Source organism: Pantoea rwandensis, assembly GCF_000759475.1.
Lineage (GTDB): Bacteria > Pseudomonadota > Gammaproteobacteria > Enterobacterales > Enterobacteriaceae > Pantoea > Pantoea rwandensis_B.
Map to the genome: position 1 here is coordinate 2,475,557 of NZ_CP009454.1, position 22,400 is coordinate 2,497,956.

The 22,400-nt window shown below is 52.1% G+C and carries 20 protein-coding genes, 2 tRNA genes and 1 pseudogene; 13 read left to right on the forward strand and 10 right to left on the reverse strand.

Going from position 1 to position 22,400, the window contains the following annotated elements; all coding sequences use genetic code 11:
- The first annotated feature begins 12 nt into the window (after positions 1-12).
- Together msrB and LH22_RS11305 are read left to right on the forward strand one after the other, a co-directional pair.
- Positions 13-423 carry a peptide-methionine (R)-S-oxide reductase MsrB gene (gene msrB, locus LH22_RS11300; protein WP_034828790.1) on the forward strand — a complete coding sequence of 137 codons (411 nt, stop codon included), beginning with the start codon at positions 13-15 and terminating at the stop codon, positions 421-423.
- 2 nt (positions 424-425) lie between these two features.
- Positions 426-707 (forward strand): YeaC family protein, encoded by a 282-nt coding sequence (locus LH22_RS11305; RefSeq protein ID WP_038646631.1) that lies wholly within the window; start codon positions 426-428, stop codon positions 705-707.
- A gap of 35 nt (positions 708-742) precedes the next feature.
- On the opposite strand, the gene pncA is transcribed toward LH22_RS11305, so the two are convergent.
- The 3 genes and pseudogenes from pncA to sppA all read right to left on the reverse strand — a co-directional run bounded on the left by pncA (position 743) and on the right by sppA (position 4,325).
- Positions 743-1,351 (reverse strand): bifunctional nicotinamidase/pyrazinamidase, encoded by a 609-nt coding sequence (gene pncA / locus LH22_RS11310; RefSeq protein WP_034828795.1) that lies wholly within the window; start codon positions 1,349-1,351, stop codon positions 743-745.
- 16 nt (positions 1,352-1,367) lie between these two features.
- A complete protein-coding gene (gene ansA, locus LH22_RS11315; RefSeq protein WP_038646633.1) occupies positions 1,368-2,381 on the reverse strand; it encodes an asparaginase in 1,014 nt (337 codons plus the stop codon).
- A gap of 85 nt (positions 2,382-2,466) precedes the next feature.
- Positions 2,467-4,325, reverse strand: a pseudogene (sppA, locus tag LH22_RS11320) (signal peptide peptidase SppA).
- 169 nt (positions 4,326-4,494) lie between these two features.
- Here sppA and LH22_RS11325 point away from each other — a divergent pair.
- The 4 genes from LH22_RS11325 to LH22_RS11340 all read left to right on the forward strand — a co-directional run bounded on the left by LH22_RS11325 (position 4,495) and on the right by LH22_RS11340 (position 8,484).
- A complete protein-coding gene (locus LH22_RS11325; protein WP_038646635.1) occupies positions 4,495-5,046 on the forward strand; it encodes an NAD(P)H nitroreductase in 552 nt (183 codons plus the stop codon).
- Between the two features lie 153 nt (positions 5,047-5,199).
- Positions 5,200-6,243: a selenide, water dikinase SelD gene (selD, locus tag LH22_RS11330; RefSeq protein ID WP_038646637.1), complete on the forward strand. Its 1,044-nt coding sequence runs from the start codon at positions 5,200-5,202 to the stop codon at positions 6,241-6,243.
- A gap of 22 nt (positions 6,244-6,265) precedes the next feature.
- Complete coding sequence (locus tag LH22_RS11335) at positions 6,266-8,188, forward strand: DNA topoisomerase III (protein WP_038646639.1); 1,923 nt, start codon at positions 6,266-6,268, stop codon at positions 8,186-8,188.
- Positions 8,189-8,229: 41 nt separating this feature from the next.
- Complete coding sequence (locus LH22_RS11340) at positions 8,230-8,484, forward strand: YnjH family protein (RefSeq protein ID WP_234465319.1); 255 nt, start codon at positions 8,230-8,232, stop codon at positions 8,482-8,484.
- Between the two features lie 33 nt (positions 8,485-8,517).
- Here LH22_RS11340 and xthA read toward each other — a convergent pair whose 3' ends face one another.
- The 5 genes from xthA to LH22_RS11365 all read right to left on the reverse strand — a co-directional run bounded on the left by xthA (position 8,518) and on the right by LH22_RS11365 (position 11,160).
- On the reverse strand, positions 8,518-9,330 hold the full coding sequence (gene xthA, locus LH22_RS11345; protein ID WP_034828809.1) for an exodeoxyribonuclease III: 813 nt from the start codon (positions 9,328-9,330) through the stop codon (positions 8,518-8,520).
- A gap of 110 nt (positions 9,331-9,440) precedes the next feature.
- Positions 9,441-9,525: transfer RNA gene (locus LH22_RS11350), tRNA-Tyr, on the reverse strand.
- Between the two features lie 45 nt (positions 9,526-9,570).
- Positions 9,571-9,655 (reverse strand) — tRNA-Tyr (locus LH22_RS11355).
- Positions 9,656-9,798: 143 nt separating this feature from the next.
- Positions 9,799-10,647, reverse strand: coding sequence for a formyltetrahydrofolate deformylase (purU, locus tag LH22_RS11360; RefSeq protein ID WP_034828882.1), 849 nt, complete (start codon positions 10,645-10,647; stop codon positions 9,799-9,801).
- Positions 10,648-10,704: 57 nt separating this feature from the next.
- Positions 10,705-11,160, reverse strand: a complete 456-nt coding sequence (locus LH22_RS11365; protein ID WP_038646643.1) for a YchJ family protein — start codon at positions 11,158-11,160, stop codon at positions 10,705-10,707.
- Positions 11,161-11,256: 96 nt separating this feature from the next.
- Between LH22_RS11365 and rssA the strand changes: the two genes are divergently transcribed.
- From rssA to LH22_RS11390, 5 genes are all read left to right on the forward strand, one after another.
- Positions 11,257-12,162, forward strand: a complete 906-nt coding sequence (rssA, locus tag LH22_RS11370) for a patatin-like phospholipase RssA (RefSeq protein WP_038646644.1) — start codon at positions 11,257-11,259, stop codon at positions 12,160-12,162.
- Positions 12,163-12,264: 102 nt separating this feature from the next.
- Complete coding sequence (gene rssB / locus LH22_RS11375; protein WP_038646646.1) at positions 12,265-13,281, forward strand: two-component system response regulator RssB; 1,017 nt, start codon at positions 12,265-12,267, stop codon at positions 13,279-13,281.
- 193 nt (positions 13,282-13,474) lie between these two features.
- Positions 13,475-14,383, forward strand: coding sequence for a UTP--glucose-1-phosphate uridylyltransferase GalU (gene galU / locus LH22_RS11380; RefSeq protein WP_034828817.1), 909 nt, complete (start codon positions 13,475-13,477; stop codon positions 14,381-14,383).
- 23 nt (positions 14,384-14,406) lie between these two features.
- Positions 14,407-15,747 carry a UDP-glucose dehydrogenase family protein gene (locus tag LH22_RS11385; protein ID WP_038646648.1) on the forward strand — a complete coding sequence of 447 codons (1,341 nt, stop codon included), beginning with the start codon at positions 14,407-14,409 and terminating at the stop codon, positions 15,745-15,747.
- Between the two features lie 14 nt (positions 15,748-15,761).
- Positions 15,762-16,769, forward strand: a complete 1,008-nt coding sequence (locus tag LH22_RS11390; protein ID WP_038646650.1) for an NAD-dependent epimerase — start codon at positions 15,762-15,764, stop codon at positions 16,767-16,769.
- A gap of 96 nt (positions 16,770-16,865) precedes the next feature.
- On the opposite strand, the gene hns is transcribed toward LH22_RS11390, so the two are convergent.
- Complete coding sequence (gene hns, locus LH22_RS11395) at positions 16,866-17,273, reverse strand: histone-like nucleoid-structuring protein H-NS (protein WP_034828823.1); 408 nt, start codon at positions 17,271-17,273, stop codon at positions 16,866-16,868.
- Between the two features lie 417 nt (positions 17,274-17,690).
- Between hns and tdk the strand changes: the two genes are divergently transcribed.
- Positions 17,691-18,311, forward strand: a complete 621-nt coding sequence (gene tdk, locus LH22_RS11400; protein WP_038650068.1) for a thymidine kinase — start codon at positions 17,691-17,693, stop codon at positions 18,309-18,311.
- 52 nt (positions 18,312-18,363) lie between these two features.
- On the opposite strand, the gene adhE is transcribed toward tdk, so the two are convergent.
- On the reverse strand, positions 18,364-21,042 hold the full coding sequence (gene adhE / locus LH22_RS11405) for a bifunctional acetaldehyde-CoA/alcohol dehydrogenase (protein WP_038646653.1): 2,679 nt from the start codon (positions 21,040-21,042) through the stop codon (positions 18,364-18,366).
- Between the two features lie 444 nt (positions 21,043-21,486).
- On the opposite strand from adhE, the gene LH22_RS11410 reads away from it, so the two are divergent.
- A complete protein-coding gene (locus tag LH22_RS11410) occupies positions 21,487-22,134 on the forward strand; it encodes a YchE family NAAT transporter (RefSeq protein WP_038646654.1) in 648 nt (215 codons plus the stop codon).
- Positions 22,135-22,400 lie beyond the last annotated feature (266 nt).

The window sequence follows — 22,400 nt, forward strand, 5'->3', positions numbered from 1 at the left end:
CCGGAACTCAAAATGGCTAAAGACACCGCACCCGAGGCAAAAATCGCGCAGCTTTCTGAGATGCAGCGCTATGTCACACAGCATCGCGGCACGGAACCTCCTTTCAGTGGCGCACTACTGCACAACAAGCAGGAAGGCATTTACCACTGTTTAGTGTGCAATTCACCGCTGTTCCTCTCCGATTCTAAATATGATTCAGGCTGCGGCTGGCCGAGCTTTTACCAGCCTTACAGCGACGAAGCGATTCGTTACCTGGAAGATGATTCCCACGGCATGCACCGTGTGGAAATTCGCTGTGGCAATTGCGATGCGCATCTCGGCCACGTGTTCCCGGATGGCCCGCAGCCTACCGGTGAGCGCTACTGCGTTAACTCTGCCTCATTGAGCTTTACCGATGAGCAGGGCAAGCAACAAGAGGGCTGAGCATGAAGCAAGAACTGGAAGCCATGCTGGCGGCGATGACGCCGGAAGTCTATGAGCGGCTCGCCACTGCAGTGGAAACCGGTAAATGGCCGGACGGTGTCGCGCTGACGCAGGAGCAGCGCGATATTTGCCTGCAGCTGGTGATGCTGTGGCAGGCGCGTCATAACGACGACCCACAGCATATGACCATTGGCAAAGGGGGCGAGATGGTTATGAAGTCGAAAAAGCAGCTTAAGGAAGAGTTTGGTATCGAGCCGGACATCACGCGCATTAACCTGCACTAAAACGCAAAAGGGCTGGTTTTCACCAGCCCTCATTTTCAGATTATTACCGCACCCTGAGCTTGCATCTGTTCGATGGCAATATCGCTGTCATCAGGATTCAGGTTGACGCCGCGGCAACCCTCTTTCACCACTTCAACGTTATAGCCCAGCTCCAGCGCATCCAGCACGCTGTATTTGACGCAATAGTCGGTAGCGAGCCCCAGCATCACCAGGTCGCTGATGTCGCGTTCTCGCAGCCAACTGTCTAGCTCCGTTTTGCGGCGATGGCCGTTATCGAAGAAAGCACTGTAGCTGTCCACATCAGCGTCGCCCCCCTTATGGAACACCGCATCAATCAGTGTGCGGTCCAGTTCTGGGTGGAAATCCGCCCCCACTGAGTTCTCGACTCCGTGATCGGGCCACCAAATCTGCGCCAGACCGTTCAATTCACCCAGGGTATACACCGGTTCGCCAGAGACGGAGGCGAAGCTGCCATGATCTGCCGGATGCCAGTCTTGCAATGCCACTACACATTCTCCCCGATCGCGGAACTCGCGTGCGTAGCGATTAGCAACGGCAACCGTTTGGTCGCCTTCGCGCACCGCCATTGGGCCGCCGGGGCAAAAATCGTTCTGAATATCGATGATTATCAATGCCCGCTTCATTACATCTCGCTCCGTATCAGTCGTCGGTCAGTTCGCCGCGTAAATTCTGTTGCATTCTGGCACGAATTTCCGGGTTGGTGAGGTTTTGGCTCAACAAAAAGTGCAGTTTTGTTAATGTTGCCTCAACGGTAAGGTCAAAACCGCTGATCACCCCCGCATGCTCCAGCGCATTACCGGTGGCATAGCCCCCCATGTTCACTTTGCCGGACATGCATTGCGTCAGATTCACCACCACAATCCCACGTTCGCTGGCCTGCTGCAGTTCAGCCAGGAATTCTGCATTTTGCGGCGCGTTGCCGACACCATAAGAGCGCAGAATCAGTGCTTTCACCGGCTGGCGCAAGAAGTTACGCACCACATCGGCAGAGATCCCGGGGTAAATGGTCACCACACCAATCGGTTGTGGGGTAATCGGATGCACAATCAACTCGCCACTGCCCTGCGGTGCCGGCGGCGTATTGAGTTTACGAATGTGAATACCGGCTTCCAGCAAAGGAGGGAGATTCGGTGAAGCGAAGGCGTTGAAGCCGTCGGCATGTGCTTTGGTGGTGCGATTGCCACGAAACAGTGTGTTATTAAAGAACAACGCCACTTCATTAATGGGATAGTTCGCCGCAACATACAACGAATTGAGGAGGTTCTGCTGACCATCTGAGCGCAATTCTGCCAAAGGAATTTGCGAGCCGGTTACGATGACGGGCTTCGCGAGGTTTTCCAGCATGAATGACAGCGCCGAGGCGGTAAACGCCATGGTGTCGGTGCCGTGCAGAATCACAAAGCCATCATAGCTGTCGTAATTCTGTTTAATGTCATCAGCAATCGATTGCCAATCCAATGGCGTCATATCTGACGAATCCATCAGAGGCTGATATTCATGGATGGTGAAATTCGGCATCTCAGGCCGATGGAACTCTGGCATGTTGGCCAGTTGCTGCTGCAGATGGCCGGAAACCGGAATGTAGCCGTGCGCGGAGCGCTGCATACCGATGGTACCGCCCGTGTAGGCTACATAGATATTTTTCTTTTGCATGGAAGAACTCAGACTTGCCGTAAAACGCGCAGTATAAGGGGATTAACAGCGAAAAGCAGCCCGACCAGCGGCCGGGCTGTAAAGATTAGCGTACGTTGCCGCAGTTCAGGCAGAAGGCGTAGCGATTTTGCGGATCATTGAGATTATTCATCAGGCCAGGCTGATCTTTCACCGCACTCATTACGTCCAGCATCGGCGCGGGCAGCCACACTTTCAGTGCTGCTGGCAGCATCGCTTGTGCAGAGGCATTCATCTGATTTAACAGCAGGTCAATCATACCGGGATCGTCCTGATACCAGCTGAGCTGAGGCTTGGCGACTTTTGCCAACTCAGCTGCTTTCGCCACGGCATCGTCAAAATCACCCAGCGCATCCACCAGGCCATTGGCTTTAGCATCGCTGCCGGTCCAGACATGGCCCTGGGCGATATCATTGATCTGTTCTGTCGTTTTATGACGTGACTTCGCCACCAGTCCGACAAAGTTGCGATAGCCGTTTTCGATGGTCAGCTGCATCAATTGCTGCACTTCCGTCGGCAGGGCTTTGGTGGTGGCAACGTCAGCCAGCGGAGAAGTGGCCACGCCATCCGTGTGCACACCAATACTGTTCAGGCTATTTTCAACCGTGTTAATCACGCCGAAAATGCCGATTGAACCGGTCAGGGTGCTGGGGGCGGCCACAATGTAGTCTGCTGGCGTCGAGATCCAGTAACCACCTGAAGCCGCCATACCGCCCATTGAGACCACCACTGGCTTACCGGCATCATGCGCTGCGGCTAACTCTTCACGAATCGCTTCCGATGCCGACACGCTGCCACCTGGGCTGTTGACGCGCAGTACAATCGCTTTGATTTTCGGATCGAGACGCGCATCGCGAATCTGCGAAGCGGTGGTATCGCCACCCACGTTTCCGGCGGTTTCCTCACCGTCCATAATCGCACCGTTGGCGAAGATCACCGCAATATTACCATCCTGGTCCTGCTGAGGCTGCTTCACGGTGTAATCGTAAATGCTGACGTTGCGATAATCGTTATTGGCTTTATCCCAGCCAAAGGTTTTCACCAGTTCCTGATCCGCAGCCGCACGGCTATCCAGCACATCAACCAATTTACTGTTCAGCGCATATTTTGCGGTATCGCCGTCAACAGCCTGTAATCCGCTGATGACGCCGGCTGCTCCCGGAACAGTTGATCCGGCGTAATCTGGCGATTGGCGGAAACGGTGTTCAGGTAGTTCTGCCACAGCTGGCCGATCCAGCGACCATCCGCATCACGGGCTTCCGGAGACATATCGTCACGCAGGAAAGGCTCGACGGCAGATTTGTAGGTGCCCACACGGAACACATGAGAATTGACTTTGAGCTTCTCTAACAGGGATTTGTAATACAACCCATTGGTTGCAAAGCCATGCAGATCAACGGTGCCCTGCGGTGACAGATAAATTTTGGTGGCATAGCTGGCGATGTAGTATTGCGCCTGACTATAGCTATCACCAATGGCGTATATCGGTTTGCCCGCATCACGGAACTCACGCAGCGATTTGCCCAGATATTGTAATGAGGGTTGATCGCCGCCCGCAAAATCACGCAAATCAAGCACGATCCCGGTGATGTTTTTGTCAGTTTTCGCCTGACGAACCGCATCCACCACGTCGAACAATGAATTCTCTTGCAGGCGATCGCTGCTCGCGCCCAGCAACTCACGGCTGATGCGACTCAGGCGATTGCTGACGGAAGGTTTATCCACCAATACACCGCTTAAATCCACTTTGAGTGCACCCTGTTGCACCGGTTCGCTGCTGTTGGCGCTGGAAAGCTGTAACCAGATACCGACACCGGCGAGGATTAAGACGATGAGGAATAAATTAAGAATGAATTCCCGAATAAAATTCAACACCCGCCAGCTCCAGCGGAACAGGCCAGCAATAATTCGCCACAATGTGCGCATAAACTCTCCATATTCACGTAACAGGGCAGTCGCCACGCGGTCTGCCCCGATGTCGGGTTCATCCTAAAGAGCAGCGTGCGAAATGTCAGCAGGAAATCGCGCCAGACTGTTACAAAAGATCTTGCTGTGCCAGGATTAGCCCACGCTTTTTATTCACGGGAGAATAATGATGGATGCACTGGATTTATTAATTAACCGCCGTTCGGCATCGCGTCTGGCAGAACCGGCACCCGCGGGCGAAGTCTTGCAGAACATTTTGCACGCAGGCTTACGTGCACCGGATCATGGTACGTTGCAGCCGTGGCGCTTTATCATTGTAGAGAATGAAGGGCGTGAGCGTTTTGGTAAATTGCTTGAACAAGCAGCGCGTGACAGCGACCTCGATGAAAAGGCGATTGAAAAATCGGCCACTGCACCGTTTCGAGCGCCGATGATTATCACTGTGGTGGCGCACTGTGAAAAGCATGCCAAAGTCCCGCATTGGGAACAGCTGGTTTCAGCAGGTTGTGCCGTGATGGCGATGCAAATGGCCGCGGTGGCACAAGGCTTTAACGGTATCTGGCGCAGCGGCCCATGGACTGACCATCCTTCGGTACGCGAAGCCTTTGGTTGCCGCGAGCAGGATGCGATTGTTGGATTCCTCTATCTCGGTACGCCGCAGCTTAAAGCCAATACCACGGTGGTTGCACCGGACACCGCGCAATTTGTCAGTTATTTCTGACAGACATCGGCGGGTTTCTTCGGCAGGGTGAGCCGTGTTGCAAAGATTGCACACCGCGTGTGCGAAACATCGAGCTTAAACCGCGCAACACTTACCACCAGCTGATAGCCAGGCTAACATACAGCCTTCTGTTCAGCGCATAAGGAACCCGCCATGAGTGAACCGCTTCGTCTGACGCAATACAGCCATGGAGCTGGCTGCGGCTGCAAAATTTCGCCGCAGGTACTGGAAACCATTCTTCATAGTGAGCTGACCCCTTTTCATGACCCCCAGCTGCTGGTGGGCAACGAAACACGTGACGATGCTGCCGTTTATGATCTCGGCAACGGTACGGCGGTGGTCAGCACCACTGACTTTTTTATGCCGATTGTCGATGATCCCCATACCTTTGGCCGTATCGCCGCCACCAATGCCATCAGTGATATTTATGCTATGGGCGGCAAACCGATCATGGCGATTGCCATCCTGGGTTGGCCAGTCAACGTGCTGAGCCCGGAAGTGGCTCAGCAGGTCATTGAAGGCGGGCGTGCGGCGTGCCAGGCTGCTGGCATTGCTCTGGCGGGTGGGCATTCGATCGATGCGCCGGAGCCGATTTTTGGCCTGGCCGTCACGGGAATTGTTGATGTGGCGCGGGTGAAAAAGAACAGCGCCGCGCAGGTGGGGAGCCAGCTGTTTCTCACCAAGCCCCTGGGGATCGGCATCCTGACCACCGCCGAGAAAAAAGGCCTTCTGCTGCCAGAACACCAATCCTTAGCGGCGGAGGTGATGTGTCAGTTGAATAAAGCCGGTGCCGAATTCGCCAAACTGGATGGCGTCAGCGCCATGACCGATGTCACCGGTTTTGGCTTGCTCGGACATTTGAGTGAGATTTGCCAGGGGTCAGGTTTGCGTGCGGAAGTCCACGCCACGCAGGTTCCGCGCTTACCGGGTGTCGATGAGTATATTGCTAAAGGTGCCGTGCCCGGGGGTACTCAGCGCAATTTTGCCAGCTATGGCGCCCTGATTTCCGCGATGGACGATGCGACTCGCGCGTTACTGTGCGATCCGCAAACCTCGGGTGGTTTACTGGTGGCGGTGCAACCCAGCGAGGTCGAAGCCTTCCAGCGCTGCGCTACATTGGCCGGCGTGCAGGCGGCAGCGATAGGTGAACTCTTCGCTGCCGATCCTTCCTGCCCATTAATTACCGTCGTGAATTGACGTAGAAGGAACGACGCCATACATGCGTTTGTTTATTGCTGAAAAACCCAGCCTGGCGCGTGCCATTGCTGATGTACTGCCGAAACCGCATCGACGCGGTGACGGTTTTATTGCCTGTGGCAACGATCAGATGGTCACCTGGTGTGTTGGGCATTTGTTGGAACAGGCGCAGCCGGACAGCTATGACAGCCGCTATGCGCGCTGGAATCTTGCCGACCTGCCGATCATTCCGGAAAAGTGGCGTTTACAGCCACGCCCGTCGGTGGCGAAGCAACTCAAAGTGATTGAGGGTTTGCTGCAACAGGCGAGTGAAGTGGTGCACGCCGGTGACCCGGATCGTGAAGGTCAGCTGTTGGTGGATGAAGTGCTGGACTACCTGCAACTCGCGCCGGAAAAGCGGCAGAAAGTGCAGCGCTGTCTGATCAACGATCTCAACCCCTCCGCCGTGGAGCGAGCAGTAAGCCGTTTACGTGAGAATCGCGAGTTTATCCCGCTCTGCGTCTCCGCATTGGCCCGCGCCCGCGCAGATTGGCTCTACGGCATCAATATGACCCGTGCCTGGACGCTGTTAGGCCGCAATGCCGGTTATGATGGCGTGTTGTCGGTCGGTCGCGTACAAACGCCGGTGCTCGGCCTGGTGGTGCGTCGCGATGAAGAGATCGAAAACTTCATCCCGAAAGATTACTTCGAAGTGAAAGCGCACATCGTGACGCCGAAGGATGAGCGTTTTGTTGCCAGTTGGATACCCAGCGACGCCTGCGAACCCTGGCAGGATGAGGAAGGTCGCCTGTTACATCGATCGCTTGCCGATCACGTCTTAGAGCGCATCAACGGCAAGCCGGCGATAGTGACGGGCTATAACGACAAACGGGAATCTGACACCGCGCCATTGCCGTTTTCGCTCTCCAGCCTGCAGATCGAGGCGGCAAAGCGTTTCGGCCTGAGTGCGCAAAACGTACTGGACTGCTGCCAGCGTCTGTACGAAACCCATAAGTTGATTACCTATCCGCGTTCTGACAGCCGTTATTTGCCGGATGAACATTTTGCCGGACGGCATGCGGTGCTGAATGCGATTCAGGCACATCAGCCCAATTTGACACCGCCCACGGATTTTAATCCTGATCAGAAGAACCGCTGCTGGGATGATAAGAAGGTGGATGCTCACCACGCCATTATCCCTACCGCCCGCGCCAGCAAAGTGAACCTGACGGAAAATGAAGCCAATATTTACGGCCTGGTGGCGCGTCAGTATCTGATGCAATTCTGCCCTGATGCGGTGTTCCGTAAATGCGTTATCGATCTCGAGATTGGCGGCGGCAAGTTTGTTGCCAAAGCGCGCTTTCTGGCAGAAGCGGGGTGGCGTGCCTTACTGGGGAGCAAAGAGCGCGATGAAGAGAACGATGGCACGCCTTTACCGGTGGTCGCGAAAGGGGATGAGCTGCTGTGCGAGCGCGGTGAAGTGCTTGCCAAGCAGACACAGCCGCCGCGCCCGTTCACCGATGCTACGCTGTTATCCGCCATGACCGGCATCGCGCGTTTTGTTCAGGATAAAGAATTAAAGAAAGTGCTGCGTGCGACCGATGGTTTAGGAACGGAAGCGACGCGAGCCGGCATTATTGAATTATTGTTCCGCCGGACATTCCTCTTAAAGAAAGGCCGCTATATTCATTCTACGGACGCGGGCAGGGCGCTGATCCATGCGTTACCTGAAATGGCGGCCCGGCCAGATATGACGGCTCAATGGGAATCGACATTAACACGCATCAGTGAAAAGGCCTGCCGCTACGATGAGTTTATGCAGCCGCTGGTTGCCACGCTGATCGGGTTAATTGGCGAAGCGCGTCAGCGACCCTCGTTGCAATCATTTAGAGGCATTGCCGCACCGGCCGCTAAACGTAAAGCAAAACCGAAATCGACCCGGCGTAAAACCAAGGAGACAGAGTGATGCGTTATATTCTATTAGCGCTTAGCGGGCTGCTGTTGTGCATGAATTCGGCGCTGGCGAACCGCCAGCCGGAAAACAGTCGCATGGGCAATACGGATGTGGTGGTTGATATGCCACCGGAAGTCTGGACACAGGGACAGAATAATCAGCAGAGCAACTGTCTGCAGTGCTGCACTTATGAGAATCGCAGTTATTCTGAAGGAGCGGTCGTGAAAGCGGAGGGCGTGCTGCTGCAGTGCGGACGTGATGAGAAAGTGATGGGCACTAACCCGCTTATCTGGAAAATCATCAAGTAAAGGTGCGTGGCGTTCTCACGCCACGCAGTTGACTTATTTTTCCAGATTGAACGTTGACCAGACCGGTGCATGATCAGAGGGTTTTTCCATGCTGCGGATCTCGTAGTCGATGCCGCTCTCGATGCAACGTGCCGCCAGCGGTTGGCTGGCCAGCAACAGGTCGATACGCAGACCACGGTTATCGTCAAAACCTTTTGAACGGTAGTCGAACCAGGAGAAACGGTCAGCCGTTTCCGGGTATTTCGCGCGCCAGGTATCGACCAGACCCCAATGCAACAGGCGATCCATCCACTCACGCTCTTCTGGCAGGAATGAGCATTTACCGGTGCGCAGCCAGCGCTTACGGTTATCTTCGCCAATGCCGATATCAAGATCGGTACTGCTGATATTCATGTCACCCATGATCAGCACCGGCTTATCAACCGCCAACTGCTGTTCCAGATAATCCTGTAAATCACGGTAGAACTTCTCTTTCGCCGGGAATTTGGTTGGATGGTCACGGCTTTCACCCTGCGGGAAGTAACCGTTAATCACGGTGATGTCGCCAATCGGGCTAGGGATTTCCGCCATGATCAGGCGGCGTTGTGAATCTTCATCATCACCGGGAAAACCACGACGTACCGAAACGGGCTGAGCCTTGGTCAGCAGCGCGACGCCGTAGTGGCCTTTTTGGCCATGATAAAACACGTTGTAACCCAGTTTGCTGACGTCTTCGAGCGGGAACATGTCATCGTGAACTTTGGTTTCCTGCAGGCCAATCACATCCGGCTGATGCTGCTCGACGAGGGCTTCAAGTTGATGAGGGCGTGCGCGCAAGCCGTTGATGTTGAAAGAGATGAATTTCATTTAGCTGCCATTTTTATCCGCAAAAGTATGTCTGGATGGTAGCGAGATTTCGTTAAAAAGTCATGGATTGAATCGGGAAGAAACGACGATGAAAGCAAGAGGGAAAGCGATGGTGGCGGGAGAAGGATTCGAACCTTCGAAGTCGATGACGGCAGATTTACAGTCTGCTCCCTTTGGCCGCTCGGGAATCCCGCCAGGGATATAAAGCTCTTAACGATTCAGGCGAGGAGGTTATTCAGATGGTGGCGGGAGAAGGATTCGAACCTTCGAAGTCGATGACGGCAGATTTACAGTCTGCTCCCTTTGGCCGCTCGGGAATCCCGCCACTGGCCTGAATAATGTGCCTGAAAGCGGGGCGCATCATACCAAATGCGCTCTGACTGTAAAGCGCTGAAAACAAAAATATGAATCGTTTGTCCACTTTTCATCCGTGGCGCTGAAGAGTTGCACAATTCAGCGCCAGGAAGCTTACAGAATGATGGTGCGGTTACCGTAAACGAACACGCGCTGGCCAAGCACTTTATACAGCGCACGGCTCAGGACATTCTTCTCGACATCACGCCCGGCACGCATCATCTCTTCTGCGGTGTAGCTATGGTCGACGTTGATCACGTCCTGCATGATGATTGGACCTTCATCCAGGTTGTCATTCACGTAGTGCGCGGTGGCACCGATAATTTTAACGCCACGCTCGTAAGCCTGATGGTAAGGGCGCGCGCCGATAAAGGCAGGCAGGAACGAGTGGTGAATGTTGATGATTTGATTAGGGTAACGCTGCACGAAGGCCGGTGTCAGCACGCGCATGTATTTTGCCAGAACCACGTAATCCGGCTGGTAACGATCGATTTCGTCGCCCATGCGATTGTCATGCTCTTCGCGCGTCAGGCCTTCATGGCTGACCAGCACAAACGGAATATCGAAACGTTCAACAAGCGAGCGCAGTGTTTCATGGTTACCGATGACGGCAGCAATCTCCATATCGAGACCACCAAACGCGCATTTCATCAGTAAATCGCCCAGGCAGTGCGCCTCTTTAGTCACCAAAATCACCACGCGACGACGGCCGGCACTCTGTAATTCACGGACCGAACCTACTGGCAATGCGCTGTCGAGATCGGCCAGCAGGGTATTGTCGTTGAAAATCCCCTCCAGCTCTGTGCGCATGAAAAAGCGCCCGGTGCGGTGATCGACAAACTCGTTGTTTTGCACAATGTTGAGTTCATGCTTGTAGCAAATGTTGGTGATCTTGGCGATCAGGCCTTTCGCATCTGGGCAAATGGTCCGTAAAACTTTTCGTTGCGTGTTTTGCGCTTGCATCTCGATCAGAGTCCTGTCAAAGCGATGAATGGTAAAGCCGTTGTGCATCTGTCCAGATTAACCACAACATTTTTTGTATTTTTTATCGGAGCCACAAGGACAGCGATTGTTGCGCCCCAGCTCGGGCACCGTTCCGTCGATATAGTACCAGCGTTGATCCTCACGAAGAAAGCGTGAACATTCATAGATGGCCGAAGTGCGCTCTTTTTCGCGGTAACGCGCAAAAAAGGTCACAAAGGCTTCATTCTCGTGGCTTCCATGATTACAACGGGTTACATTCAAGCCCAGCCATTCAGTGCCGGAAAAACTTTCAGATAATAACGTCTCAAGGTCGGCCACACGCTTACTGGAGTGCCAGGTCGCAGCCAGATAGCCCGCGTTCTTTTCAACATAGGCGGTATAGCGTGAACGCATTAATTGTTCAGCGCTGGCAGGGAATGCCTGACCGCTCAGAAAGGGCTGGCAACATAAGCTATACTGCTTTCCGCTGCAGCAGGGGCACTTTTCAGACACGTCATCTCCTGTGAGTGATTAAAGTTAATTAAAGTGTGCGCTATGGTAGCCGACTGCTGAGCGGGATGCTACGTACCAGACTAATCACGAGGTGCGATGAGAAAGGTGAGGATCGGGCTGGCCCTGGGTTCAGGTGCCGCCAAAGGTTGGGCGCACATTGGTGTGATTAATGGGCTGGAGCGTGCCGGCATTGAAATTGATGTGGTTGCAGGCTGCTCAGTCGGCGCGCTGGTGGGATCGGCATACGTCAATGGGCGGCTGGGCGTAATGGAAAAGTGGGTGAGCGCATTTCGCTATTGGGATGTGATCCGCCTCATGGATCTGTCGTGGCAGCGTGGTGGTTTGCTTCGCGGTGACCGCGTGTTCAGCCACATCCGTCAGTTGATCCCCAATGAATTTATTGAGGGGTGCAATAAACCTTTTGGCGTGGTGGCCTCGAATTTAAGTACCGGCCGTGAGTTGTGGTTAACCGAAGGTGATTTGCATCAGGCAGTACGCGCGTCCTGTAGTATGCCAGGCTTATTACCACCTGTTGGCTACAATGGTTACTGGCTGGTGGATGGTGCCGTGGTCAATCCGGTGCCGATATCTCTGACACGAGCCCTCGGCGCCGACATTGTCATCGCGGTGGACTTACAGCATGACGCGCATCTAATGCAGCAGGATTTATTGTCGGTGACGCCACAGAGCGGCGAAGAAGAGGCCGCGGCTGAAGCATTAAGCTGGGGCAAAAAATTGCGCCAGCGCATACTGGGTCTGACGCACCGCCGGGCGAATCAAACGCCGGGCGCCATGGAGATCATGTCCACATCCATCCAGATTCTGGAAAACCGCCTTAAACGTAATCGTATGGCGGGCGATCCACCGGATGTGCTGATTCAACCGTTTTGTCCGCAGATATCCACACTGGATTTTCATCGTGCAGAAGAAGCCATTGCGGCAGGTAAAGCCGCCGTCGAGAAAAAAATGGATGAACTATTACCGCTGGTCCGTGGCAGATAATCAGGTTGTTCATTCACAGGCAGTGCGACTTCAGTCAATTCTGAAAGGCGCAACTGCGTTTTATGAACCACTATTGAAATATCTGGTACGCAGGGGGAGAGAATGGAAAAACCACTAATCGGCAAAAAGATACTCATTGTCGAAGATGAGGTCGTTTTCCGTTCGATGTTAGACACTATGTTGGTGGGGCTGGGAGCCAGCACGCTGGAAGCGGGAGATGGCCTCGATGGCTTAACCTTACTGTCGGCTCAAGCCGTGGATCTGGTGATTTGCGATCTGGAGATGCCGCGCATGGGGGGGCTTCAGTTCGTCGAACGTATTCGCAGTCGCGGCAATAGCGTGCCAATTTTGATCATCTCCGCCACGCAGAACATGGCAGATATTGCGCATGTCCTGCGCCTTGGGGTTCAGGATGTTCTGCTTAAGCCGCTCAGAAACCTCGAACGTTTTCGTGAAGCTGTATATGAGTGTCTTTACCCTTCGATGTTCACTTCTAAAGTTGAGGAAGATGAACAACTGTTTCAGGACTGGGATGCACTGGTTCGCGATCCTTTAGCTGCGTCTAAGCTACTGAAGCAGTTGCAACCGCCGGTTCAGCAAACCATCGCTAATTGCCGCATTAACTATCGCCAACTGACCATGGCTGAACAGCCGGGGCTGGTGCTGGATATCGCCGCGTTGTCCGACAAGGATTTGGCCTTCTACTGTCTTGATGTGACCCGAGCAGGCGATAATGGCGTGTTGGCCGCCTTACTGTTGCGCGCGCTGTTCAACGGCCTGTTACAGGAACAACTTTTCGGACAGAAACAGCGCCTGCCGGAGTTAAACGGCCTGCTGCGCCAGGTCAATATGCTGTTACGCCAGGCCAATCTCAGTGGCCAGTTCCCCTTGCTGGTGGGGTACTACCATCGTCAGTTGAAAAACCTGATTCTGGTCTCCGCTGGCCTCAACGCCACATTGCACATTAACACCCATCAGATTCAACTCAGTAATGGCGTGCCGCTTGGTACTATGGGCAGTACGCACCTCAATCAGATCAGTCAACGCGCGGATGCCTGGCAGTGCCATGTGTGGGGCGCGGGTGGCAGGCTACGGCTGATGTTATCGGCTGAAGAATAAGCGATCGGATTTATATTTTTTGCGGGCTGGAGACAGGGCCAGGGGTAAGCTTTACACTTGGGTAATAGTCTTAAATTCCGCGGATTAGCTCCATCCAGGATAAATCCGTCTGATAGTAACTGATATACTCATTTCGTTTTTAAACCGACATATCAAGTATTAACTTGAACGGCCTATTAAGAGAGGTATTTAGATGTCTGCCTATAAGTCTAAAGTAAAAAAAGCGGTAATCCCGGTTGCAGGTCTGGGTACGCGTATGCTGCCTGCTACTAAAGCTATTCCAAAAGAGATGTTACCGCTGGTCGATAAGCCGCTGATCCAATATGTCGTGAATGAGTGTATCGCTGCGGGCATTAACGAAATCGTGTTGGTTACACACTCTTCCAAAAACGCCATCGAAAACCATTTTGATACCAGTTTTGAACTGGAATCCATGCTGGAAAAACGCGTTAAGCGTCAGCTGTTGGACGAAATCCAGTCTATCTGTCCTCCACACGTGACCATCATGCAGGTGCGTCAGGGTATTGCGAAAGGCCTTGGCCACGCAGTGATGTGTGCACACCCACTGGTCGGTGATGAGCCGGTTGCCGTGATTCTGCCGGATGTGATCATCGACGAGTACGAATCTGATCCGACCAAAGACAACCTGGCAGAAATGCTGGCGCGTTACGAAGAGAGCGGCCGCAGCCAGATCATGGTAGAGCCGGTTGCTGATGTGACCGCTTACGGTGTCGTTGACTGCAAAGGTGCTGACCTGGCGCCAGGCCAGAGCGCGCCGATGGTGGGTGTGGTTGAGAAGCCTAAAGCTTCTGAAGCGCCATCTAACCTCGCGGTTGTGGGTCGTTACGTGCTGTCTGCTGACATCTGGCCTCTGCTGGCGAAAACCCCTCCGGGTGCTGGCGGCGAAGTTCAGCTGACCGACTCCATCGCCATGCTGATGGAAAAAGAGACCGTTGAAGCCTATCACCTGACCGGTGTAAGCCATGACTGCGGTAACAAACTGGGTTATATGCAGGCTTTCGTTGAGTATGGCGTTCGTCATCCAGTACTGGGTAAAGACTTTACTCAATGGCTGGAAGGCGCTGTAGGCAACAAAAAGTAATTCATTAAACACAGGATAATTCAATGAAAGTCACTGTATTTGGTATCGGCTATGTCGGTCTGGTTCAGGCTGCGGTGTTAGCCGAAGTCGGACATGACGTTCTCTGTATTGATGTCGATGAAAAGAAAGTCGAAAACCTGAAAAAAGGCCATATTCCGATTTTCGAACCGGGTTTGACGCCGCTGGTGATGTCTAACTATGAAGCGGGTCGCCTGAAGTTCAGCACCAATGCAGAAGAGGGTGTTAACCACGGTGTGATGCAGTTTATTGCTGTGGGTACGCCGCCGGATGAAGACGGTTCTGCCGATCTGAAATATGTGACTGCGGTTGCGCGGACAATTGCAGCGCACATGAACGATCATAAAGTGGTGATCGATAAATCTACCGTCCCTGTTGGAACGGCTGATCGTGTGCGTGCAGTAATGGCCGAGACGCTGCAAAAACGTGATGCAAACATCCCGTTTGATGTGGTTTCTAACCCTGAATTCCTCAAGGAAGGGGCTGCAGTAAACGACTGCATGCGTCCTGAGCGCATCGTAGTGGGTACCGATAACGACGAAGTGGTTGAATTGCTGCGTGAGCTTTATGAGCCATTCAATCGCAATCACGATCGTATGATTCTGATGGATATTCGCAGTGCAGAGCTGACCAAGTACGCAGCGAACTGCATGCTGGCGACCAAAATCAGCTTCATGAACGAAATCTCTAACCTGGCAGAACGTTTGGGAGCCGACGTTGAGAAAGTACGCCAGGGGATTGGTTCAGATTCACGTATTGGTTATCACTTCATCTACCCTGGCTGCGGCTACGGTGGTTCGTGCTTCCCGAAAGACGTGCAGGCGCTGATTCGCACTGCTGAGTCGATTGGTTACACGCCGCGTCTGTTGCAGGCGGTAGAAGATGTGAATGATTCACAGAAGAACAAACTGCCGAGCTTCATCAAACGTCATTTTGGCGACGATCTGCGTGGCAAAACCTTCGCTCTCTGGGGCCTGGCGTTCAAACCTAATACCGACGATATGCGTGAAGCCTCCAGCCGTGTGCTGATGGAAACGCTGTGGGAAGCGGGTGCGACCATTCAGGCATTTGACCCGGAAGCAATGGAAGAAGCGCAGCGTATTTATGGCCACCGCGACGATCTGAAGCTGACCGGTACCAAAGAAGCGGCGTTGCAGGGTGCTGATGGCCTGGTCATTTGTACTGAATGGCAGAACTTCCGTGCGCCAGATTTCGACGTTATCAAAACCGCGTTAAAACAACCCGTGATTTTTGATGGTCGTAACCTGTATGATCCGGAACGTATCAGCAAACGCGGCTTTACGTATTACGCTATCGGCCGCGGAGCATCAATTCAAATTGTGTAATAAATGAGGGATGTATGAAGTTTTTGGTTACCGGTGCGGCAGGTTTTATTGGATTTCACGTGAGTCAGCGTTTGCTGGCCGCCGGTCACCAGGTCGTCGGTATCGATAACCTGAATGACTATTACGATGTCAGCCTGAAACAAGCGCGCTTAGACCAAATCCTTCAGCATCCCGAGTTTATTTTCCTGAAAATGGACCTGGCAGATCGCCAGGCCATTTCTTCATTATTCGATGATCATGCATTTGATCGCGTGATCCATCTGGGTGCACAAGCGGGCGTTCGTTATTCAATTGATAACCCACACGCTTACGCCGATGCCAATCTCATTGGCCACCTCAATATTCTCGAAGGGTGCCGCCATCATAAAGTTGGCCACCTGCTGTATGCGTCATCCAGCTCAGTTTATGGGCTTAACCGCAAAATGCCTTTCTCAACGGATGATTCTGTTGACCATCCTATTTCTCTGTATGCGGCCACCAAAAAAGCCAACGAATTGATGTCGCATACTTATTCCCATTTGTACCAGTTGCCCACCACCGGTCTGCGCTTTTTTACTGTTTACGGTCCGTGGGGACGTCCGGATATGGCATTGTTCAAATTCACCCGCGCAATGCTGGCCGGTGAGCAAATTGACGTCTATAACCGTGGGCAAATGACCCGAGATTTCACTTACATTGATGATATTGCTGAAGCTATCGTGCGCATTCAGGATGTGATTCCGCAGGCTGATGAAAACTGGACCGTGGAAGCGGGATCGCCGGCCACCAGTTCTGCGCCATATCGTGTTTACAATATCGGCAACAGCCAGCCGACCAGCCTGATGACCTATATCGAGTCACTGGAAAAAGCGTTGGGCATTGAAGCGAAGAAAAATATGCTGCCGATGCAGCCGGGAGATGTGCTCAATACCAGTGCGGATACCCAGCCGTTATATGATGCGATTCAGTTCCGTCCGCAAACCAGGGTTGAGCAGGGCGTGCAGAACTTTGTTGATTGGTATCGTCGCTTCTATCAGCAATAACGACGCATTAAAAAAGGAAGCCAGCGGCTTCCTTTTTCTTACCCGGTGTAAAGTGAACTCACGTAAGCGTTATTCACAATTCGAAGCACTGGAAAATTACAGCAGGAAATCGTCCAGTTGTTTACCTTGTTCTTCAATCGCTTTTTTAATCACGGCTGGTGTACGACCCTGGCCAGTCCAGGTACGGTTTTCACCATTTTCATCAACGTAAGAATACTTGGCAGGACGTGCAGCACGCTTGGTTTTACCCGGTGCTTTGGTTTCAGAAAGTGCCTGTAACAGTTCGTTTGGATCGATACCATCCGCAATCAGCATTTCACGGTATTGTTCCAGTTTGCGGTTACGTTCAGCATTTTCAGCCTGCGCGTGAGTTTCTTCTTCACGACGCTCATTGACGACAACCTCGAGTTTTTCCAGCATCTCTTCCAGTGTTTCCAGAGTGCATTCCCGAGCTTGCGCGCGCAATGTACGGATATTATTAAGAATTTTAAGTGCTTCGCTCATTGTCCTAATCTCAAAATATAATAAATGGGAGTTGTTCTGCCGACTCATAATAGTGGGGCTAAAAAATAACTGCAATAGTCAGATTAAAAAGTAAAACGTAAAGTAAAAACCAGAAATCACATTGTATAACGGTTTACAAATATATTTACCATTAGCGCTTAGATCCGAAGCCTTGATTATCCGCGTTTGCCACCGTGACGTTGTGCTAATCCTTACACTTTGGCGGTAATAATGCTGAATAAATTCTCAGCATAGATTGTTCTTTGCCAAAAAGTGCTGTTTTAACTTCGATGATGAATCACGTAACTGCCATTGCCGTTAATTTGAGCAAATGATAAAAATAATGCATCGCTACAGGTTTACTTGTTTATGGTAAACTGCGCGCCATCAGATTTGTGCTGCGATGAGATTCTGCATATGGCCCAACTTTATTTTTATTACTCCGCGATGAACGCGGGTAAATCCACTGCTTTGCTTCAGTCCTCCTATAACTATCAGGAGCGCGGCATGCGCACGCTGGTGTATACCGCCGAGATTGATGACCGCTTTGGTGCGGGCAAGGTAAGCTCGCGGATTGGTCTTTCGTCTCCTGCTTTTTTATATAACGCTGCGACACAATTAAATCAGGAAATAGCCAGGGAGCATGCGAAGCAACCGGTTCATTGTGTGCTGGTGGATGAGAGTCAGTTCCTGACACGTGAGCAGGTCAGAGCGTTATCGGATGTGGTCGACAATATGGATATTCCCGTATTGTGTTATGGATTACGCACTGATTTTCGCGGCGAGCTCTTTACCGGCAGTCAATATTTACTGGCATGGGCAGATAAACTGGTTGAGCTTAAAACCATCTGCCATTGCGGCCGTAAAGCCAGCATGGTATTGCGCCTTGATGCCAACGGTAAACCGTTCAGCGAAGGAGAGCAGGTGGTGATTGGCGGTAATGAGCGATATATTTCTGTCTGCCGTAAACACTATAAACAGGCGATTGATGAAGGATCGTTAAAAGCTATCTATGGTGCGCAATCTCCGCAAGCTTGATTATTTAGTGATAAAAAAACCCGCCGCAGCGGGTTTTTTGTTTTTTAGCCGGTTAGGCTTTTTTGGTCTTTTTCTCGATTTTCACCGTTTTATCATCGACGGCGTCAGCAACTGGGCCTTCAGCTTCAGAGAATTCGCGGCCATAGAAGGTATCCAGCATGATTTGCTTCAATTCAGCAATCAGCGGATAACGTGGGTTCGCACCGGTACACTGGTCATCAAACGCGTCGTCTGCCAGCTTATCGACTTTCGCCAGGAAATCGGCTTCCTGCACGCCTGCTTCACGGATAGAGGTTGGGATGCCCAGCTGAGTTTTCATCTCTTCCAGCCATGCCAGCAATTTTTCAATTTTCTGGGCAGTGCGGTCACCCTGTGCACTCAATCCAAGATGGTCGGCAATTTCAGCGTAGCGACGACGTGCCTGTGGGCGATCGTACTGGCTGAAAGCCGTCTGCTTGGTTGGGTTGTCATTCGCGTTGTAACGGATGACGTTGCAAATCAGCAGGGCGTTGGCCAAACCGTGCGGAATGTGGAACTCCGAGCCCAGCTTATGCGCCATGGAGTGACACACACCGAGGAAGGCGTTGGCGAAGGCGATACCGGCGATGGTTGCCGCATTATGCACACGCTCACGCGCCACGGGATTCTTCGCACCCTCACGATAGCTGGCAGGCAGGTTCTCTTTCAGCAGCTTCAGCGCCTGCAGCGCCTGGCCATCAGAGTACTCATTTGCAAGGACAGAGACATAGGCTTCCAGCGAGTGAGTCACCGCATCCAGACCACCAAATGCACAGAGCGAGCGTGGCATATCCATCACCAGATTGGCATCCACAATCGCCATATCAGGCGTCAGTGCATAGTCCGCTAACGGATATTTCTGGCCGGTCGCATCGTCAGTGACCACCGCAAACGGCGTGACTTCAGAACCGGTACCGGAAGTGGTGGTGATAGCCACCATGCGTGCTTTCACGCCCATTTTCGGGAACTTGTAGATACGTTTACGGATATCCATGAAACGCAGCGCCAGCTCTTCGAAGTGGGTTTCAGGATGTTCGTACATTACCCACATGATTTTCGCGGCATCCATTGGCGAACCGCCACCCAGGGCGATAATCACATCAGGTTTGAAGCTATTCATCTGCTCAGCACCTTTACGTACGATGCTCAGCGTTGGGTCCGCTTCAACTTCAAAGAACACTTCGGTTTCAATGCCGTGGGCTTTCAGCACGCGAGTGACTTGATCGGCGTAGCCATTGTTAAACAGGAAACGGTCGGTGACGATAAAGGCGCGTTTAGCGCCGTCGGTGGCAACTTCCTCCAGGGCAATCGGCAGTGAACCACGACGGAAGTAGATAGACTTCGGAAGTTTATGCCACAACATATTTTCAGCTCGCTTGGCCACGGTTTTCTTGTTGATCAGGTGTTTAGGTCCGACGTTCTCAGAAATTGAGTTACCGCCCCAGGAACCACAACCCAGCGTCAACGATGGCGCAAGTTTGAAGTTATACAGGTCGCCAATACCGCCTTGCGAAGCGGGTGTGTTAATCAGAATTCGGGCGGTCTTCATTTTGTCGCCAAAGAAGTGCACGCGCTCGTGTTGGTTATCCTGGTCAGTGTAGAGACAAGAGGTATGGCCGATACCGCCCATAGCCACCAGTTTTTCTGCCTTATCTACCGCGTCGTAATAATCTTTTGCACGATACATCGCCAGGGTTGGCGACAGTTTTTCGTGGGCAAACGGTTCAGACTCATCCACCAGCTTCACTTCACCGATGAGAATTTTAGTGGTCGCAGGGACGCTGATACCGGCCAGTTCAGCAATTTTTGCCGCAGGCTGACCGACGATAGCGGCATTCAGTGCGCCATTTTTCAGGATGATATCCTGAATGGCTTTCAACTCTTTGCCCTGCAGCAGATAGCCGCCGTGGCTGGCGAAACGCTCGCGAACCGCATCGTACACCGAGTCCACCACGATGACTGACTGCTCTGACGCACAAATGACGCCGTTATCGAAGGTTTTGGACATCAGGATAGAAGCGACTGCGCGTTTGATATCGGCGGTTTCATCGATCACCACAGGCGTATTACCGGCACCGACACCAATCGCTGGTTTACCGGAACTGTATGCGGCTTTTACCATGCCTGGGCCACCGGTGGCCAGAATCAGGTTGATATCAGGGTGATGCATTAACTGGTTAGACAGTTCTACTGAAGGAACATCGATCCAGCCAATAATGTCTTTTGGTGCACCGGCGGCAATGGCGGCTTGCAACACAATGTCGGCTGCTTTGTTGGTGGCATCTTTGGCGCGTGGATGGGGTGAGAAGATGATGCCGTTACGGGTTTTAAGGCTGATCAATGCTTTAAAGATGGCGGTTGAGGTCGGGTTGGTGGTCGGGACGATACCGCAAATCAGGCCAATCGGCTCAGCGATGGTGATAGTACCAAAGGTGTCATCCGTATCCAGCACACCGCAGGTTTTCTCATCTTTATAGGCGTTGTAGATATATTCAGAAGCGAAGTGGTTTTTGATCACTTTATCTTCAACGATACCCATGCCTGATTCGGCGACGGCCATTTTGGCGAGGGGGATACGGGCATCAGCAGCGGCGAGTGCAGCAGCGCGGAAAATGGTATCAACTTGTTCCTGACTAAAGTTGGCGTATTCACGCTGTGCCTTTTTAACACGCTCTACCAGTGCATTAAGTTCGGCAACATTTGTAACGGCCATAGTGCTCTCCTGAAGGAAGTTAAACTCTTTTAGTAAGCAAGCCTGAGTCCGAAAGTATAGTCGCGCTATGCTTATACGTTGTTCAGAGTGGCGAGTAGATTGCCGTTGCTTACTAAAAGGGTTTCCAGGATAAGATGCTTACGCCTATTTCAATAGTTTCGATGGGGTAAGATTACCCCTGATGAGGTAGGCAAATTTTGATGTGGATCAATCTGGCGCCATGCTGACACCTTTCAGCACCGACTTTAGCAACTAAAGTAACGCATTAAGCGGTTTTGGCTGGTTGAGAGGACGTGAGGTGGGTGACGACCCCTTGTTCGCAGAGGAATAAACTGGAAGTAAGTGGAAATAGCAGCATATATTTCCGCTTAACCCACTGGTTTTCCGTCCGGCTTATGCACTACATTAAGCGCGATTTGAAACACTACCTTCGTGGAGCTCACCGTGAACCCCGTGCTACTTGATTTTTCCGGCTACGTTAAGTTTTTTGTCGGTTTATTTGCCCTGGTTAATCCCGTAGGGATCATCCCCGTGTTTATCAGCATGACCAGCTACCAGGCGGTCGCTGAGCGGAATAAAACCAATTTTACGGCAAATCTTGCTGTGGCGATTATTCTCTGGACCTCACTGTTCCTGGGGGATGCCATTCTCCATTTGTTTGGCATTTCCATTGACTCATTCCGTATCGCCGGGGGCATTCTGGTGGTCACAATCGCGATGTCGATGATCAGCGGCAAACTGGGCGAGGATAAGCAAAACAAGCAAGAAAAGTCAGAAACCGCGATTCGTGAAAGTATTGGTGTGGTGCCACTGGCCTTGCCCTTAATGGCCGGCCCGGGTGCGATCAGTTCGACCATCGTCTGGAGCACGCGTTACCACAGCTGGATAAACCTGATCGGTTTCACTATCGCCATTGCGATATTCGCTTGCTGCTGTTGGTTACTGTTTCGGGCTGCCCCTTTAATGGTGCGCGTTCTAGGGCAAACAGGCATTAACGTGATTACCCGAATCATGGGATTGCTATTAATGGCACTGGGGATTGAGTTTGTTGTCACCGGAATGAAAGCGATATTTCCGGGGTTGCTGAATTAAATTGTCGGTGTTTTCAGTTAAAAAATAACTTTCGTGATCCATGTTGGTGCAATTGGCCATTATTTTGCACCAATAGGGTGAAATTATTCGCCTGGCTTAATATGATTTGCCTGTCATCACTTTTGCTACTACTTTTCCTTCCTGCGCCAGTTCATCAATAAATATATGTGATAATTATCACAGTATATTTCACTGCTATATTCATTTTAATTAGTCACTATTCGGATGTTTTCTCGCCTCAAATAACGTTTCATATTGTTGGTCGA

What these genes read in the sequence shown, in the direction of transcription:
- msrB (WP_034828790.1), top strand. Translation starts at nt 13, where the DNA reads ATGGCTAAAGACACCGCACCCGAGGCAAAAATCGCGCAGCTTTCTGAG.
- LH22_RS11305 (WP_038646631.1), top strand. Translation starts at nt 426, where the DNA reads ATGAAGCAAGAACTGGAAGCCATGCTGGCGGCGATGACGCCGGAAGTC.
- pncA (WP_034828795.1), bottom strand. Translation starts at nt 1,351, where the DNA reads ATGAAGCGGGCATTGATAATCATCGATATTCAGAACGATTTTTGCCCC.
- ansA (WP_038646633.1), bottom strand. Translation starts at nt 2,381, where the DNA reads ATGCAAAAGAAAAATATCTATGTAGCCTACACGGGCGGTACCATCGGT.
- LH22_RS11325 (WP_038646635.1), top strand. Translation starts at nt 4,495, where the DNA reads ATGGATGCACTGGATTTATTAATTAACCGCCGTTCGGCATCGCGTCTG.
- selD (WP_038646637.1), top strand. Translation starts at nt 5,200, where the DNA reads ATGAGTGAACCGCTTCGTCTGACGCAATACAGCCATGGAGCTGGCTGC.
- LH22_RS11335 (WP_038646639.1), top strand. Translation starts at nt 6,266, where the DNA reads ATGCGTTTGTTTATTGCTGAAAAACCCAGCCTGGCGCGTGCCATTGCT.
- LH22_RS11340 (WP_234465319.1), top strand. Translation starts at nt 8,230, where the DNA reads ATGAATTCGGCGCTGGCGAACCGCCAGCCGGAAAACAGTCGCATGGGC.
- xthA (WP_034828809.1), bottom strand. Translation starts at nt 9,330, where the DNA reads ATGAAATTCATCTCTTTCAACATCAACGGCTTGCGCGCACGCCCTCAT.
- purU (WP_034828882.1), bottom strand. Translation starts at nt 10,647, where the DNA reads ATGCAAGCGCAAAACACGCAACGAAAAGTTTTACGGACCATTTGCCCA.
- rssA (WP_038646644.1), top strand. Translation starts at nt 11,257, where the DNA reads ATGAGAAAGGTGAGGATCGGGCTGGCCCTGGGTTCAGGTGCCGCCAAA.
- rssB (WP_038646646.1), top strand. Translation starts at nt 12,265, where the DNA reads ATGGAAAAACCACTAATCGGCAAAAAGATACTCATTGTCGAAGATGAG.
- galU (WP_034828817.1), top strand. Translation starts at nt 13,475, where the DNA reads ATGTCTGCCTATAAGTCTAAAGTAAAAAAAGCGGTAATCCCGGTTGCA.
- LH22_RS11385 (WP_038646648.1), top strand. Translation starts at nt 14,407, where the DNA reads ATGAAAGTCACTGTATTTGGTATCGGCTATGTCGGTCTGGTTCAGGCT.
- LH22_RS11390 (WP_038646650.1), top strand. Translation starts at nt 15,762, where the DNA reads ATGAAGTTTTTGGTTACCGGTGCGGCAGGTTTTATTGGATTTCACGTG.
- hns (WP_034828823.1), bottom strand. Translation starts at nt 17,273, where the DNA reads ATGAGCGAAGCACTTAAAATTCTTAATAATATCCGTACATTGCGCGCG.
- tdk (WP_038650068.1), top strand. Translation starts at nt 17,691, where the DNA reads ATGGCCCAACTTTATTTTTATTACTCCGCGATGAACGCGGGTAAATCC.
- adhE (WP_038646653.1), bottom strand. Translation starts at nt 21,042, where the DNA reads ATGGCCGTTACAAATGTTGCCGAACTTAATGCACTGGTAGAGCGTGTT.